This window comes from Acidovorax sp. NN32, assembly GCF_057597245.1.
Window position 1 is genome coordinate 5,256,861 of sequence record NZ_CP199679.1, and the last position, 15,599, is coordinate 5,272,459.

11 protein-coding genes and 1 pseudogene are annotated in these 15,599 nt (G+C 63.6%); 5 read left to right on the plus strand and 7 right to left on the minus strand.

Translation table 11 applies throughout. The features are described 5' to 3' along the window. Positions 1–16: 16 nt before the first annotated feature. Positions 17–2,389, minus strand: a complete 2,373-nt coding sequence (locus ACT89O_RS24310) for an LPS-assembly protein LptD (RefSeq protein WP_487262905.1) — start codon at positions 2,387–2,389, stop codon at positions 17–19. 164 nt (positions 2,390–2,553) lie between these two features. Between ACT89O_RS24310 and ACT89O_RS24315 the strand changes: the two genes are divergently transcribed. The 3 genes from ACT89O_RS24315 to ACT89O_RS24325 all read left to right on the plus strand — a co-directional run bounded on the left by ACT89O_RS24315 (position 2,554) and on the right by ACT89O_RS24325 (position 6,016). Further along, positions 2,554–3,696: an aminoglycoside phosphotransferase family protein gene (locus tag ACT89O_RS24315; RefSeq protein ID WP_487261431.1), complete on the plus strand. Its 1,143-nt coding sequence runs from the start codon at positions 2,554–2,556 to the stop codon at positions 3,694–3,696. Positions 3,697–3,894: 198 nt separating this feature from the next. Beyond that, entirely contained in the window at positions 3,895–4,671 is a 777-nt protein-coding gene (locus tag ACT89O_RS24320; protein WP_487261432.1) for a 16S rRNA (uracil(1498)-N(3))-methyltransferase, read from the plus strand. A 187-nt stretch (positions 4,672–4,858) separates the two neighbouring features. After that, positions 4,859–6,016 carry a diguanylate cyclase gene (locus tag ACT89O_RS24325; RefSeq protein WP_306555533.1) on the plus strand — a complete coding sequence of 386 codons (1,158 nt, stop codon included), beginning with the start codon at positions 4,859–4,861 and terminating at the stop codon, positions 6,014–6,016. Here the strand turns inward: ACT89O_RS24325 and ACT89O_RS24330 are convergent. Together ACT89O_RS24330 and ACT89O_RS24335 are read right to left on the minus strand one after the other, a co-directional pair. Then, complete coding sequence (locus tag ACT89O_RS24330; protein ID WP_487261433.1) at positions 6,000–6,569, minus strand: DUF3617 domain-containing protein; 570 nt, start codon at positions 6,567–6,569, stop codon at positions 6,000–6,002. The two genes, ACT89O_RS24325 and ACT89O_RS24330, sit on opposite strands and share 17 nt — an antisense overlap. Positions 6,570–6,699: 130 nt before the next feature. Then, a complete protein-coding gene (locus ACT89O_RS24335) occupies positions 6,700–7,989 on the minus strand; it encodes an acyl-CoA dehydrogenase family protein (RefSeq protein WP_487261434.1) in 1,290 nt (429 codons plus the stop codon). A gap of 198 nt (positions 7,990–8,187) precedes the next feature. Between ACT89O_RS24335 and ACT89O_RS24340 the strand changes: the two genes are divergently transcribed. Then, positions 8,188–8,958, plus strand: a complete 771-nt coding sequence (locus tag ACT89O_RS24340) for an SOS response-associated peptidase (protein ID WP_487261435.1) — start codon at positions 8,188–8,190, stop codon at positions 8,956–8,958. 193 nt (positions 8,959–9,151) lie between these two features. Here the strand turns inward: ACT89O_RS24340 and ACT89O_RS24345 are convergent, their stop codons facing one another. Both ACT89O_RS24345 and ACT89O_RS24350 read right to left on the minus strand, forming a co-directional pair. After that, positions 9,152–10,114 carry a hypothetical protein gene (locus ACT89O_RS24345; protein ID WP_487261436.1) on the minus strand — a complete coding sequence of 321 codons (963 nt, stop codon included), beginning with the start codon at positions 10,112–10,114 and terminating at the stop codon, positions 9,152–9,154. Further along, positions 10,114–11,118, minus strand: coding sequence for a hypothetical protein (locus ACT89O_RS24350; RefSeq protein WP_487261437.1), 1,005 nt, complete (start codon positions 11,116–11,118; stop codon positions 10,114–10,116). Before ACT89O_RS24350 ends, ACT89O_RS24345 begins: the two co-directional genes overlap by 1 nt. 233 nt (positions 11,119–11,351) lie before the next feature. Here ACT89O_RS24350 and ACT89O_RS24355 point away from each other — a divergent pair. Next, a pseudogene (locus tag ACT89O_RS24355) lies at positions 11,352–12,293 on the plus strand (IS5 family transposase); the annotation flags it as partial. A 226-nt stretch (positions 12,294–12,519) separates the two neighbouring features. On the opposite strand, the gene ACT89O_RS24360 reads toward ACT89O_RS24355, so the two are convergent. After that, positions 12,520–13,779 (minus strand): branched-chain amino acid ABC transporter substrate-binding protein, encoded by a 1,260-nt coding sequence (locus ACT89O_RS24360; RefSeq protein ID WP_487261438.1) that lies wholly within the window; start codon positions 13,777–13,779, stop codon positions 12,520–12,522. A gap of 51 nt (positions 13,780–13,830) precedes the next feature. Further along, a complete protein-coding gene (locus ACT89O_RS24365) occupies positions 13,831–15,471 on the minus strand; it encodes a long-chain-fatty-acid--CoA ligase (protein WP_487261439.1) in 1,641 nt (546 codons plus the stop codon). Positions 15,472–15,599: the final 128 nt, after the last annotated feature.

Sequence of the window (15,599 nt, forward strand, 5' to 3'; positions counted from 1 at the left end):
GTAGGAGCGTTGGGCGTTAGTCGTAGTTGCTGAAACGGCTGGGCGTTGTGACCTGCTCGCGCAGGTTCTGGTAACGCGGCACATTCTGCTTGAAGGTGTCCAGGGGGCTGGAGCCCAGGCTCAGGCGCGAGAAGCCGACGAACTCGATCTGGAACAGCAGGCGGGTGTTGGAGGTGGTCACGCTGCTTTGCAGGCGCTCCAGCACCACACGGCCAATCCAGCAGCAGCTGTCGTACTCCAGGCCGACCACAGTGTCCACCAGCTTGCGGTCCTGCAGGCTGTAGTTCAGGCGGCCTACGCTGTACCAGCGCCCGCCGCCCTGGCCACGGCCTGCGCCCAGGTCTTTGCCCTTGTCGCCCCACAGGTCGTTCAGCGGCCACTGCCAGCCGATGTCGATCTGCTCGCTGGTGCCACGCTGCAGTCGGTAGGCCGCGCTCACGGTGCGGTAATTGCCGGGGCTGTAGCGCGCGCCGATGGTCGAGCGGATGGAGCGGCCCGTCTTGGGGTTGTACTGCACGGTGGAGTCAAAGCCCCACTGGGGCGTCCAGCTGATGCCCGCGCCCAGCAGCAGGTCCGACAGGCGCTCGCTCACGGGGGTACCGCCGGGCAAGGTGACCTTCTGGTCCGAGAACCGCAGCCGCTGGGCAATGCCAAAGCGTGCGGCCTCGGCGCCCGTGTTCGGGTCCAGCAGCCGCGTGGTCACACCCAGTGTGAGCAGGTTGTTGTCGGCCAGCCGGTCGTTACCCCCGAAAGCGTTCTCGGTGTAGATGGTGGCGAAGTTGAAATCATTGGCCGCCGTGTCGTACACGGGCAGCATGCTCTGGTCACGGTAAGGCGTGTAGGTGTAGAACGCGCGCGGCTCCAGCGTCTGCAAAAAGGCGCGGCCAAAGTAAGCGGCATCGCGTTCGAACACCAGCCCGCTGTCCAGGCTGAAGGTGGGCAGGGTGCGGTTGGCTGAACGCTGCCCGTTGGATAGCGCCGAGTCAAACTGGTACTGCGTGGCGTGCAATTGCAGGCGCGGGGTCACGAAGCCACCGGGCGCCAGAAACGGCCGGCTGATCTGCGCCATCGCATAGCTGCGGTTGGCATTAGGCTGGCCTGTCAGCTCGCGGGCGGCCTGGAAGCGGGTGGTGTCCAGCTCCACGCTGGCATCGAGCCCGCCACCCAGCTGCGACGGTGCATAGCGCCACTGCAACTGGGGCAGCCGGTCATACGGCGGCACGATGGGCGAGGTCACGTCCTGCAAGGTCTGCCACTTGAGGGTGCGCACGCTGGCGGACATGTCATTGCGCGCCCACGACAGCGTGGCGTCGCCCGGCAGCAGGCGCTGGCGCAGCAGGTCGGACGCCCGGCCAAAGTCGCGCCAGTAGTTGTCGTCGCTCACGCGGTTGACGTTCAGATTGAGCCCCAGCCCGCCCATCGGCGTGTCAAAGGCGCCCTGGTGCTGGCCCGAAAAGCTCCAGCGCATGCGGTCGCGCAGGCGGTCGGTGGGCATGACATCGGCACTGATCTGGCCGGTGTAGCTGGGCTCCAGGTAACGGAATTCGCCGCCCAGGTTGGCGCCGCGCTTGGTCATGAGGGCGGCGCGCAGCGTGGCGTCGCGGTTGGGCGCGATGTTCCAGTAGTAGGGCTGGATGTACGCCACCCCGTCGCGGCTGTCCAGCCCGATGGTGGGCGGCAGCAGGCCGGACTTGCGCTTGTCCGACAACGGGAAGGTGATGTACGGAATGGGCAGCACAGAGACGCCCTTGAACTCCAGCACCGCGTCTTCGGCGGTGCCGACCTCTTCCTCGTTGTCGATGCGAATGGTGGCGGCGCGCAGCACCCAGTCGGGCTGCCAGCTTTCTTCATTGCCGCGCTCGCAGGTGGTGTAGGTGGCGTTGTGCACCACGGCACGGTCGCGGTCGATGAAATCCACGCGCGTGGCATCGCCGTGCGCCTGGGTGGCCAAAAATTGGTAGCGGGCGTCGCTGAAGAAACCTTCGAAGGCATCCACCCGCAGCTCCAGCGCCGTGCCTTCGTACACGTTGCCCGCGCGGTTGATGCGCACCTTGCCGTTGGCCTTGGCCAGGTCTTCGGGCACGTTGTAGTCCAGGCGGTCGGCACGGATCACGGTGTCGCCCCGGCGCAATTCGGCATTGCCTTCGATGACGGCGTTCAGGTCGGTCTGGCCGCTGATCCGGTCCCCCGTCACAAAAACGGGGAGCTGGGGCCTGACCGCCTCGGGAATCTTTTCCTGAAGCAGGGGCGAGGTTCGCAGCGCAGGGGGTGCATCCCAGGCGCTGGCAGGCGGGGCAGCGTCAGGCGCCTGCGCCAGCACGGAGAGCGGCAGACCGCACCAGGCCAGCGCCACGCCATAAGCCAGGGCCCGGGGTACGGGAGCGCGCAGCCGCTCGGGCTTCGCCTTGGCGGGCCGGGGCCGGAGGGAGGATGTCTGCACGGTGGGGGGCTTGCAGCGTGGCACGTGGGGCGGTGGGCAGGGGCGGATCAAAGAAGGAGGAACCCGCCCACCTCAGAGCCTGGGGGGAGCGGGTTTGTAAAATCGGATTATCCATGAGCCACCCATCTTCCCCTTCTCCCGCCTGCCCGCCCCCGGGCACGGCCGTGGCAACCCCCGCAACTTCCACCGTGGCCTGGCCCGATGCGGCCCGCCAGACAGCCTTCGAGGCCTGGCTGGCGCCCCTGGTGGGCCCGCACCAGCTACTGCCCGCCACGCTGCGCCCCGCCTCGGCGGACGCGAGCTTTCGGCGCTACCTGCGCATCGACAGCGCCATGGGCTGCAGCCGCATCGTGATGGATGCGCCGCCGGACAAGGAAAACTGCAAGCCCTTCGTGCAGGTGCAGGGCCTAATGGCCGCCGCCGGTTTGAACGTGCCCGAGATCCTTGCATACGATGAACCAACCGGCTTCATGCTGCTGTCCGACCTGGGCCACCAGACGCTGATTGAGCTGCTGAACCCCGAAAAGCCCCAGGACGCCTACGCCTGGTACCAGCAGGCCACCGACGTGCTGCTGGACTGGCAAAAAGCCTCCCAGCCGGGCGTGCTGCCGGCCTATGACGAGGCGCTGCTGCGCCGCGAACTGGCGCTGTTCCCCGACTGGTACCTGGCCAGGCACCGCAGCGTCACGCTGGACGACAAGCAGCAGGCCACGCTGGCCAGCGCCTTCGATGCCATCGTGGCCCACAACCTGGCCGCCCCCCAGGTCTATGTGCACCGCGATTTCATGACCCGGAACCTGATGGCCCCCACCGAACAGGGCGCGCCCCTGGGGGTGCTTGACTTCCAGGACGCCGTCTACGGCCCTATCACCTACGACATTGCCAGCCTGCTGCGCGATGCGTTCATCAGCTGGGAAGAGGAATTTGTCATCGACATTACGGTGCGTTACTGGGAGAAGGCGCGCAAGGCCGGACTGCTGGGCGCCCGCAGCGCCAGCGGCTGGGGCGATGACTTCGGCGAGTTCTACCGTGCCGTGGAATGGATGGGCCTGCAGCGCCACCTCAAGGTCGCGGGCATCTTTGCACGCCTGACCCTGCGCGACGGCAAGCCCAAGTACCTGGCCGATGCGCCGCGTTTCATGGCCTACATCCGCGCCACGGCCAACCGCTACCGGCAGCTGGGGCCGCTGCTCAAGATGCTCGACCAGATCGAAGGCACCGAGCCCGTCACGGGCTTTGCGTACGGACGGATGTAGCGCAGTAAACACCCCCTGAGTCGCTGCGCGGGAGGGGGACAACGCCAGCGCAGCGGGGCGGCCCTTGCGCGGCGTTCGCTGGCAGAGGGCCGTGAGAGTTTCGAGGCTGTGCCCCGTGCAAACCACGTGCGCAGTCGATATGAAAAATGGCTTTAGCGCTTTATGGAAAAGCGCAAACAGCTATCAATTAAGTAGCAAATGCCCCGTTTCCACTGCCCCGCTGACCTGGCCCCTGGTGCCGAAATCGACCTGCCCCCTGGCGCTGCACGCCATGTGCAGGTGCTGCGCCTGCAGCCCGGCGACAGCATCACCCTGTTCCACGGCGGACAGAACGCGGGCGACCCGGGCGGCGAGTTTGACGCCACCGTGCTCAAGATGGGCCGCAGCGATGTGCGCGTGCTGGTGGGGGCGCACCACGCCATCGACCGCGAGGCGCCCCGCGCAGTGCACCTGCTGGCGGGCATCACCGCCAACGAGCGCATGGACTGGCTGGTCGAAAAAGCCACCGAGCTGGGCGTGGCCAGCATCACCCCGCTGGTGGCAGAGCGCAGCGTGCTCAAGCTCAAGGGCGAGCGCGCCGACAAGAAGATCGCCCACTGGCAGGCCGTGGCCGTGGCCGCCTGCGAGCAATGTGGCCGCAACCGCGTGCCCCTGGTGCACCCGGCCATCGATCTGGCTGGCTGGCTGCGTACACCAGGGCAAGGGCAGGGGCACGGCCTGACCTCCCCAGAGACGCAGGACACTCCCCAGCGCTTGCTGTTGGCGCTGCGGCCCGGCACCGTGTCGCTGCGTGAAGCCACTGGCGGCGAAGGTGCCCAGCGCCCGGTGCTGTTCCTTTCGGGCCCTGAGGGTGGCCTGAGCCCTGTGGAAGAAGACCTGGCGCTGCAACACGGCTTTGCCCCGGTCACGCTGGGCCCCCGCGTGCTGCGCGCCGAGACAGCCCCGCTGGCCGCCCTTGCAGCGCTCACCCTGTAGGGCGGCAACCCTGCCCAGTAGCCCGCGCTCGCCGCGTGGGCCGCATGCCCAGCCAGGGTCGGGGGACTGTACGCACAGCACTACCTCACCGTAAAATCGCCGACTGGTCGGTAACCCAGGACAGCAGGGTTTTCGTGCCAATCCGCCCGCGCGCAGCGCGGCCCTCCCTCCTGGCCGGAGCCCCACCTTGCGCCCACCCGCCCGCTGGCAGCGCCTCAAGGATGTGATCCTCTCCACCGACCCGCGGCGGCGCACGCTGGTGGGCATGGCCTTGCTGGCGCTCACGCTGATGACCGGCAGCGCCGGGGTGATGCTGCTGGTGGCGCATTCCAGCACCACCGTGGACCAGACCGCCGTGCAATGGTGGGCCGCCCTGTCGGTGGGCGGCCTGGTGGTCATGACGGCCTTCATCCGCTCCGGCGAAACCGCCCGACTGCGCGACCCCTCGCTCACCATCCCGCAGATGGTCTGGACCATCACCAGCGGCGCTGTAGCGTATGTGCTGGCGGGCGATGCGCGAGGGCTGGTGCCCAGCGTGCTAGCGATGATCCTGTTCTTCGGTACCTTCGGCCTCACGGTGGCCGAGGTGATTGGCATCGGGGTGTACGCGCTGCTGGCGTTTGCCAGTGCCATCGGCGTCAGCTCACGCTTCAATGCCAACGCTTCGGGTTACCTGGACACCGCCTATGCGCTGATGGTGCTCATCGTGCTCAGTGGCTGCATTGCGCTGAACCTGCGCATCCAGCGCATCCGCGCCAAGCTGCAGCAGCAGCGCGAGGCACTGGCGCAGGCGCTCGAAGTCAACCGCGAACTGGCCACCCGCGACGAGCTGACGGGCCTCATCAACCGCCGCGCCATGCTGGACCTGATGGCACTGGAGCACCGCCGCAGCCTGCGCAGCGGCCGCCCGATGCTGCTGGCACAGCTGGACATCGACCACTTCAAACCCATCAACGACCGGTATGGCCACGCCACCGGCGACCGCGCGCTTCAGGCGTTTGCGGGCACGGTGCGCGCCAGCGTGCGGGACACTGATGTGCTGGCCCGCTGGGGCGGCGAGGAGTTTGTGCTGATGCTCTCCGATACCTCGGCAGAACATGCGCGCGACCTGCTCGAGCGCATCCGCCAGGCGGTGCAGGCGCTGGAGATTGCCCACAGCGCAGGCTCGCTGCAGCTCACGGTGTCCATCGGCATCGCGCAGCACCTGTCCGGAGACACGTTGGAGCACACCCTGGAGCGCGCCGACCAGGCGCTGTACCACGCCAAGGCCCTGGGCCGCAACCGCGTGGTGATGGCGCCCGCAGCCCACCGCGCGGCGGCGGCAGGGGTTAACGCACGGGCTTGAGCGTGCCGCAGTCGGCCGCGAGCCACTTGCCGTTTTGCACCATGTCGATCTGCTCAGGCTTGCCGTTGGAAGTGGTCTTGACCTTGAAGTTGCCCGCATAGGCGGTGGGGCCCTGAAAGGTCATCGTCCCCTCGCCCGTGGTAGGTGGCTGGCCCTGGGTGCCCTTGCAGCTGAACGTCATGGCCACCGCGTTGGGGCCGGTACGTTGCACGTTCTGCGTGCAGCCTTCCTGCGCCGGAATGCGGTCCAGATCGGCCTGTTCGGGGCTGATGCAGACCTTCACCGTGTTGCCGCTGGGCCCCATGCTAACGCCCTGCTGGGCCATGGCCTGCTCCATCTGCTTGCGCTGCGCGGGCGTCAGGCTGGCCATGGACTTTTGCATCTGCGCCATGGCGGCCTCCAGCTGGCCGCTCTGGCTTTTCATGGTCACGCTGTTCTCCCACAAGCCCGGCCGCAACTTTTGGGCCTGGGCATGGGCAGCGCCCCACATGCCCGGCAAAAACACGGCGGCGGTGAGGGCAACTGCCAGGGTGCGGGGAATGGTGTGGTGCATGGCGGGACCTCGGGGAGGTGAACTGCGAGGCTTTCAGTATCCGCAACCGGCGGCCTGCTGCCAAGTGCCGAAGCCTGTCCGAAGGTGCCATCACGCACCACCCCAGCCGGGTGCTCCCTGCCGTTGCCTTTCAGGCGCTCAGGTGCGGCGGCGCACGCAGCTGCTCCGGGGTGGTGAAGTAAGCCGCCGACGCCCCAAGGCCCGCGCGCGCCTGGGCCAGCTCGTGGCGCGCCACAGTGCGCAGGTGCACCTCGTCGGGACCATCCATCAGCCGCAGCGCGCGGCCCCAGGTCCAGAACGCCGCCAGCGGCGTGTCGGGCGACAGGCCCATGGCACCGAAGATCTGCATGGCACGGTCCACCACGCGCTGCTGCAGGCGCGCGGCCACCACCTTGATGGCGGCGACCTGGGCACGCACAGTGCGCGCATCCGCAGCGTCGCCCTGGTCCAGCAGCCAGGCCGCATGCAGCACCAGCAGGCGCGCCTGGTCGATCTCGATGCGCGACTCGGCCAGCCATTCCTGCACATTGGCCTGCTCGGCCAGCGGCTTGCCAAACGCCGTGCGCTCCAGCGCCCGCTCGGTGGCCAGGGAGAGCGCCAGCTCGCACTGGCCGATGGTGCGCATGCAGTGGTGCACACGGCCGGGGCCCAGGCGCGCCTGCGCCATCGCAAAGCCGGCGCCCCAATCGCCCAGCAGGTGGTCCGCAGGCACACGCACACCCTGCAGCAATATCTCGCAATGCCCCTCGGGCGCATGGTGGTGCAGCACGGGGATGTTGCGCACGATCTGCACACCCGGCGCGTCCACGGGCACCAGCACCATGCTGTGGCGATGGTGGCTGTCGGTCTGGTCGTCACCTGCATTGCGGCACAGCACGATAAGCAGCTGGCAATGCGGATGCGCCGCGCCGGTGATGAACCACTTGCGACCGCTGAGCACCAGGTGGTCACCCTCGCGCCGCACCTTGGTCTGCAGGTTGGTAGGGTCGGACGAGGCCACGTCGGGCTCGCTCATCGCAAAGGCCGAACGCATCTGGCCGTGCAGCAACGGCACCAGCCAGCGGGCGCGCTGGGCGGGTGTGGCAAAGCGGTGCAACAGCTCGATGTTGCCGGTGTCCGGCGCGTGGCAGTTGAACACCTCGGCCGCCCACGGCAGGCGGCCCATGGCCTCGGCCAGCGGCGCGTAGTCGAGGTTGGACAGCCGCGTGCCGGGCTCGTCGTCCTCAAGCGTGGGCAGGAACAGGTTCCACAGGCCTTCTTCGCGCGCCAGCGCCTTCAGGTCCTCCACAAAAGGCGGCGGGTAGTCGCCCGCCAGCACGGCCGCATGCCAGGCAGGGTTGTAGGGCAGCAGATACCGGTCCATGAACGCCAGCAGGCGATCACGCCATTGAAGGGCCAGAGGAGAAGGTGCGAAGTCCATGCGGACATTGTGAAAACAGCGCCAGCGCGCGTCACAACGCAGGCGACAACGGGCTTGATGCAAGTCAGGACCGGGCCGGATGGGTGACACAGCGGGCTCGAAAATGCTTCTGTTTTTATAGCTGTTAACGCTTATCAAACAAGCGCTAGAGCCCTATTTCATGCAAGAAACCTCAACGCCACACGCTACCATCGCCCCATGAGCACCCATTACGAAACCCTGCCCCACGCCGACACCTACCGCGAGGCCTTTGCGGTCGAGCCACCGCAGGCCCTGGGTGAACGCCACCTGTGGCCACGCAAGCCCGGCTTCTTCATCGTGCATGCGGCCACGGCAGCCGCCATTGCCCAGCCAGTGGTGGCCAAAGCGGCGGCCGACGCCGAACCCAGCCCCCCGGCAGACACGCCCACAGACGCACCCGCCGCCAGCACGGAACGCGTGCTCGTGCCCGCGCAATGGGGCCTGGTGCCGCACTGGGTCAAGTCGGCATCCGATGCCAAGCTGCGCGCGCCCAAGCTGGTCAATGCCAAGTCCGACACCGCCTCCACCGGCACCGCGTTCCGCGACGCGTGGCTGAACGGCCAACGCTGCATCGTGCCCATGGTGGCGTTTTACGAAGACGACCTGCGCAGCGGCAAGGCCGTGCCCACCCGCGTGGCGCGCGTGGACGGCAAGCCCATGGGCGTGGCGGGCCTGTGGGCGCGCTGGCAGGGGGCCGATGGCGAGGTGATCATCAGCTACTGCCTGCTCACGGTGAACGCCAACAACCACGCACTGCTGCACCGCTACGGCCAGCCCGGCAGCGAAAAAAGCATGCCCGCCATCCTGAACGAAGGCGCCTACGACGCGTGGCTCACGGCCCGGCCAGAGAAGGCCAAGGAGTTCATGCGCCAGTACGCGGCCCAGTGGCTGCTGGCCAACCCGGTGGAGAAAAAGGCAGACAAGGTGCCCAAGGGGTGGCTGGGCTAAGGAGGGCCAACAAAACACCCCTGGCGTCGTTGTCTCGCCTTGTCGTACTGCTTGTACTGCCTGGGGCGAAACGCCTAGGGAAATCCTGCGAAAACTCCTCTGATGTTTGGCAAGCGGCAGTAGTCGTGACATTCATTGAGGCCATGACTGACCGGGATTGGTCACACTGGCCGCGAGGTTTTGCAGGATTTCCTTAGCGGCCGCCCGCTATCTGCTGGCCGGAATGCTGTAGGCTGGCATTGTCCGGATTCTTCCGAATGAAATCCTGGGCTTTCGACTCAATAACTTCCCATTGGACCGTGTTCCTTTGGGCAGAGGTCAGCGAGTTTGCATAAGGAGACGTGGCAAGTGCTACGAGAGCCCTTGGGTCGGTTTTAGGGTCAAGGAGCTTTTCCGCCACATATGCCTCGGTACTCGTAGTCCCTGTACTCTGCGCCAATTTGGCACTGGCAAGGAGCCACTGCTCATACCGTATTGCCTCAAATTGACCAAACGAGTCTGCAGCGCCCGAAAATATTGGTTCGTTGGTTTTAAGAAATTTTTGCAAATCTGTCTTTTCCCCGTCCGATAACGAAAGATTTTCTGCCCCGTTGAGAGTGCTTGCGACGATATCGACAGCATATCTGTTGTGACTGGTAGCTATCTGGTTCACGATGCCTTCACGAACGTCCGCTGGCGCACCGGGAAAAATATGCGCCAGCTCACCATAGTAATCATCGAAGGACAAAACTCCACGATCGTATGAATCCTTCAAATTGGGCAAGGTTTGCTCATTGAAGTAGAGTCGTGAATGGCTTAACGCTAGGGCGCGCGCAACCTCTGGGGTGCTTTCAGATTTTAAAAAAATGGATAAAGTTTCGGATATTTTTTTTCGAAGATCACCCGATTGAGCTCGAAAGTATGCATCGTTTAAGTCACGAGCTCGCTTAATCCGATCTTCACCTGTACTATTGGGAGAAAATTCTACGAATTCCGCGAGCATAGTTGCGATTTCTGCGTCTCCTTGCGGGGGCAGTTTCTCAAATTTTGACGCTGGCACCAGTACTTGCAGCCCTTCCTGGAGCGACTGGCTGGCAGGATTTTTCATAAAATAGAATCCCACACCAAAACCCATAAAAATCAACATCGAAACGCGTAAAACTGGAACTTTTTTCATCAAAACAACCTGATCTTTTCAAGCATATTTGAAGGCAAAATTACACCATCCAGCAGACTACTGACTTTATTCCTCCAAGAGGGGTTGATGTTGTATACATCACGCCATGGGAAAACACCACTCAAATTGATGTCGGTACTAGCTCGGAATGCGTCGTATACAAACGTGTCACAGCGATATTGTCCACGTATTGCAGGTCTTCTCCAGTTTGGAGTCGTATAGTCCGTCATCGCGGGTTCTGCGTTGCTATAAAATTTAGTCAAGGTGTAGTCAGAGCCAATCAAGTAGACTTGAAAAGCACGTCTCACAACGGCCTGTTGTGCAGATACAAGTTGCTGATCGGGGCGATTGCTATTTATGTCGCATGAGGAGTTCCAGCAAGTTTTAATGGTATGCCCAGGATAAGCTGGAAATGCAGTATTCCAAGTTACTGCATCCCGTGATTTAAAATTTTCCCAAGTATTTGTGAAAACTCGGTTGCCGGATCCCTCGTTGAGCATTTCAATGACTCGAGAACCGTCCCACACTCCAATATGACCTGTCCACCCGAGGCCTTTCTGGGCTAGTTCGCGACCAACAATATCCCCGACAGCGCGCGGGGCGATGGCGTTATTCGAAGAGCCTGGAAACTGCACACGCACTGGCCCACCGGGAAACGGAGCAGGATTGCCAGCATGATCGATGGTGTAAAGCGTTACGCCGTGAACTTTACCATCCATTAATTCTGGCTTTTGCTCAATGCTGAGATTGAATCCATGGGAGCTGTGAGGGCTACCACATGCCGCACCGACTGCCGCTTCACGCGGGTTACTCGCAACGACGCCGCCTAGAAACTTGCCATCATCTCGCCAGGCATGCACGGGGACCTGATAGCCAGGTACCCCTGGGTCGCAGGCCCACCCTGAATACAACCAAGCTGACGCAGCATCAATATAGCCTGTTCCCAGTGCAAAGGCACTCTGAGAAATAAGTAATGTAAATAAAATTATTAGTATGTTTTTCATCACTAATTATTGAAATATGGCGTGATTCGGTGATGTTCTATTTTATGAAATCTGCCGCGAAGTGCGTGATAATTACTTGACATCACATGAGAATTGCACAAGACGTGTGCTCTCTCCAACATACTACGATTTATGGTAGGTGTTTTGGATATTGAACTCTGTTAAGGAAATCCTGCAAAACCTCGCGGTCGGTCGTGGCTTCCTCGCAAGCCACGAAACAAAGCAGCCTTGACCTGAACTGAGCACCAAGAAGGCACGCAAGCATGAACTGCTGGCTCAGATGGATCGGGTGGTTCCATGGGCTGCATTGGTCGAACTTATTTCCCCGTATTACCCAGAGGGCAAGAACGGTCGTCCACCCTTTGCCCTGGAGACCATGCTGCGCATCCACTGCATAGCAATGGTTCACCTTGTCGGATCTGGCGATGGAAGAAGCCTTCTTTGACACCCCGCTCTACGGGGAATTTACAGGCCTTGATGCCCATGGTCGAATGCCTGACGAGAGCGCTATTTTCAGGTTCCGCCATCGGCTGGAGAAACACAAGCTGGCCGAGCAGATTGTGGCCACCGTAAACGAACTGCTGGCAGCGCAAGGCTTGCTGCTCAGGGCTGGAACTGCGGCAGACGCCACGTTTATCGCAGCGTCCAGCTCTACCAAGAACAAGGACAGAAAGCGCGACCCAGAGATGCGCTCCAGCCAAAAGACAATCAATGGCACTTTGGCATGAAGCGAAGGCCCACATTGGCGTGGACGCAGACTCAGGATTGGTGCACACCGTCATCGGAACCTCTAGCAACGTGGCGGACGTTGTAGAAGGCAACAGCGTGCTGCAGGGTGAGGAGAAAGACGGGTTTGGTGACGCAGGCTATCAGGGCGCGCGTAAGCGCCCTGATGCCCGGGCGGTCGTGACGTGGCATAGAGCAATGCGCCCAGGTAAACGCAGAGCGGTGGACAAAGAGAACAACCCCGTTGACGCGCAGACAGACCAAGTGGAGAAGACCAATGCAAGTATCCGTGCCAAGGTGAGGCACCCGCGCTTCGGGTGATCAAGCGGCAGTTTGGATACACCAAGGTGCGCTACCGGGAATTAAAGAAGAACACGCTGCAGCTCAAGACGCTGTGTGCGTTGTCCAATCAGTGGATTGGTGCGCCATCAATTGCTGGAGGTGCAGGCATGAGTGCGCTAGCAAACAGCCAGGCAGCACCGGCGCAAGCGGCCCGAAAGAGGGATGCAAAACAAGGCCCAACCAATGGCAAAACGGTAGCCATCGCGTTATCTGAAAACATTTGCTCTGTAGCACTCATGAATTCGAGCTATTCAGGACATCCTTAGCCAGGGCGCTTCGCTGAGTCTTGTTAGCCGCTCTCAACCCGCGCCGCGCTGCCAGCGCGGGCGGCGCTCAGGACGGCCGCTTCATCTGGCAGGACGTGGGCTGGGCGCTGATGTAGTTGTCCCAGGCCACTTCGGAGCGGAAGCCGTAGCCGGTCTTCTCCGCGTCGTACTTCACGCCCTTGCTGCCCTGCTTGGCCCAGATGCCCAGGTACAGCGGCGCTTCGAGCTGGTGGTCGGTCTTGCGCATGCGCACCTCGCCCATGGGGCTCTTGTAGGTCATATTTTCCAGCGCAAAGGCCACCTTCTTCGCATCGGTGGACTGGGCCTTGCGCATGGCTGCACGCAGCATGTGCATGCTGTTCCAGTGGGCCGCAAACACAAAGTCGTCGCCGGTCTTCTTCTTGTAGTCCACGTAGATCTTTTCCAGATCGGGGGTGGGGGCGTTGTGCACCCAGTTCCAGATCACCCCGACCTTGCCCTCGCCCCAGGGCCCGATCTGCGCGGGCGTGCCGGGGTTGTTGGCGTTGAGCGTGAAGTAGTTGATGTTCAGGCCATAGTCGCGCGAGGACTTGAACAGCAGTGTCAGGTCGCTGCCCCAGTTGGAGGTGATGACCGTGTCGGCCTTGGCGGCGGCCATCTTGGCCACATAGGGGGCAAAGTCGCGCGTCTGCGCGATGGGGATGAAGTCGTCGCCCACGATTTCGATGTCGGGCCGCTTGCGCGCCAGGTATTCCTTGGCGGCCTTGGAGACCTGGCGGCCGTGGGTGTAGTCCTGGTTGAGCAGGTACACGCGCTTCACGTCCTTGCGACCTTGCAGGTAGGTGGTCAGCGCCTCCATCTTCATCTCGCTCGATGGATAGAAGCGAAAGTGCCAGAAGCTGCAGCGCTCGTTGGTGAGCTGCGGGTCCATGGCGGCGTAGTTGAGGTACACGGTGGCGCGCTCCGGGTCGCGCTCGGCGAGCTTGTTGAGCCCGTCCACCAGCGCCAGGGCCACCCCCGATCCGCCCCCTTGGGTGATGTAGCGCACGCCCCGGTCGGTGGCAGCCTTGAGCGCGTTCAGGCTCTCCTGCGGCGTGCCCTTGTTGTCAAAGTCCATCACCTCGAACTTGGGCTCGTTGGGCCCGGCCTTGGCATTGACCTGCGCCACCACTTCGCGCAGCTGGTTGAGCGAGCTTTGGCCGGTGAGCGCAAAAGGGCCGGACAGCAGGTCGATGAAGCCGATCTTTACCGTCTCGGCCGCGCCGGCGTGTGCCGCCATCACCAGCGCTGCGGCGCAGGCGCCGGCCTGAAGCCATTGATGAGGCCATTTCCTGGGAACCGTGTTCATGGGTGTCTCCGTGGGGTGGGTGGGTAGGAACTGCGTCAATGCGGGGCGATGTCAATCGCCGCCGAACACCGAGCCATGGCGTTGCCGCAGCTCGTTTTTCTGAACCTTGCCGGTCCCGCCCAGGGGCAGGCTCTCGACAAACAGCACTTCGTCGGGCAGCCACCACTTGGCAACACGCTCTGCGAGGAAGTCCAGGATCTGCGCCTTGTCGAGCGCCTGGCCGGGCTTGCGCACGATGAAGAGCAGCGGGCGCTCATCCCACTTGGGGTGCTTGACGCCAATGACAGCCGCCATGGCCACCGCCGGATGCGCCACGGCGGCGTTCTCCAGGTCGATGGAGCTGATCCACTCGCCGCCCGACTTGATCACGTCCTTGGTGCGGTCGCGAATCTGCACCACGCCCTGGGGGCTGATGGTGGCGATGTCGCCGGTGGGGAACCAGCCATCGGCCAGCGCCGAGCGCTCGGCCTTGTGGTACCGGTCCACGATCCACTGGCCGCGCACCATCAACTCGCCCTGCGCCACGCCGTCGCGCGGCAGGCTGGCGCCGTTTTCATCCACGAGCTTGAGTTCGATGCCAAACACCGATTTGCCCTGCTTGGCCACCAGCGCATGGCGGTCTTCGGCCGGCAGTTCGGCATCGGCAGCGCCCAGCACGCTCATGGTGGCGATGGCCGTGGTCTCGGTCATGCCCCAGCCGTGGCGCACCTCCACGTCGTACTCGTCGTTGAACTTGGCGATCAGCGCCTTGGGCATGGCCGAGCCCCCCACACCCGTGCGCCGCATGGTGGTAAAGCGCAGCCCGTGCTGCTCCACATGCTGGATGAGGCCCATCCAGATGGTGGGCACACCCGCGCTGACGGTGACGCGCTCGGACTCCATCAGCTCGTACAGGCTGGCAGCGTCCAGGCGCGGGCCGGGCAGCACCAGCTTGGCCCCGCCAATCAAAGCCGCATAGGGCAGGCACCAGGCGTTGATGTGGAACATGGGCACCACGGGCAGGATGGTCTCTCGCGCGCTGATGCTCAGCACGCCCGGCATGCAGGCCGACAGGGCGCTGAGCGCCAGCGCCCGGTGCGAATACAGCACGCCCTTGGGGTTGCCGGTGGTGCCCGAGGTGTAGCACAGCGCTGCGCCGGTCTTTTCATCACATTCGGGCCACTCAAAGCGGTCATGCTGGCCGGCCAGCAGTGTCTCGTAGGCCTCTACCCCGGGCACCCCTTGCAGGTCGATGGTGCCCAGCATTTCGGCATCACACAGCGCCACCCAGTGCCGTACGCGGGGGCACGACGCCGCAATGGCGCGCACCAGCGGTGCAAAGGTGGTGTCAAACAGCACCACCTCGTCGTCGGCGTGGTTGACGATGTAGGCCAGCTGCTCAGGGTGCAGGCGCGGGTTGCAGGTGTGCATGACCATGCCGCTGCCCGACACGGCGTAGTACGCCTCCAGGTGGCGGTGGTTGTTCCAGGCCAGCGAGCCCACCACGCAGCCAGGGCGCAGGCCCAGCGCCTGCAACGCGTTGGCCAGCTGCCGGGCGCGCCGGGCCATGTCTGAAAAGCGGTAGCGGTGCAGGCTGCCATTGGTATCGCGCGAGACGATCTGCTGGTCGCCGTATTGGTTCTCGCCATGCTCGAGGATGGCCGAAACCAGTAGTGGCCGGTCCATCATGCTGCCGGGCTGGTGCTGCTGCATTGCCGTTGTCTCCTTGGGATGTGCACCTTGCTGCATCGCGGCATCCGCGGGTGCCGGTGCAGAGCCCTCTTTGTCGGGGCTGGCACATCGTCGCAAACAACGCGGGGCGTGCTTGTCTTCTACGTGAC

Coding starts and splice junctions, on each gene's coding strand:
- ACT89O_RS24315 (WP_487261431.1), top strand. CDS start 2,554: ATGAGCCACCCATCTTCCCCTTCTCCCGCCTGCCCGCCCCCGGGCACG.
- ACT89O_RS24320 (WP_487261432.1), top strand. CDS start 3,895: ATGCCCCGTTTCCACTGCCCCGCTGACCTGGCCCCTGGTGCCGAAATC.
- ACT89O_RS24330 (WP_487261433.1), bottom strand. CDS start 6,569: ATGCACCACACCATTCCCCGCACCCTGGCAGTTGCCCTCACCGCCGCC.
- ACT89O_RS24335 (WP_487261434.1), bottom strand. CDS start 7,989: ATGGACTTCGCACCTTCTCCTCTGGCCCTTCAATGGCGTGATCGCCTG.
- ACT89O_RS24340 (WP_487261435.1), top strand. CDS start 8,188: ATGAGCACCCATTACGAAACCCTGCCCCACGCCGACACCTACCGCGAG.
- ACT89O_RS24345 (WP_487261436.1), bottom strand. CDS start 10,114: ATGAAAAAAGTTCCAGTTTTACGCGTTTCGATGTTGATTTTTATGGGT.
- ACT89O_RS24350 (WP_487261437.1), bottom strand. CDS start 11,118: ATGAAAAACATACTAATAATTTTATTTACATTACTTATTTCTCAGAGT.
- ACT89O_RS24360 (WP_487261438.1), bottom strand. CDS start 13,779: ATGAACACGGTTCCCAGGAAATGGCCTCATCAATGGCTTCAGGCCGGC.
- ACT89O_RS24365 (WP_487261439.1), bottom strand. CDS start 15,471: ATGCAGCAGCACCAGCCCGGCAGCATGATGGACCGGCCACTACTGGTT.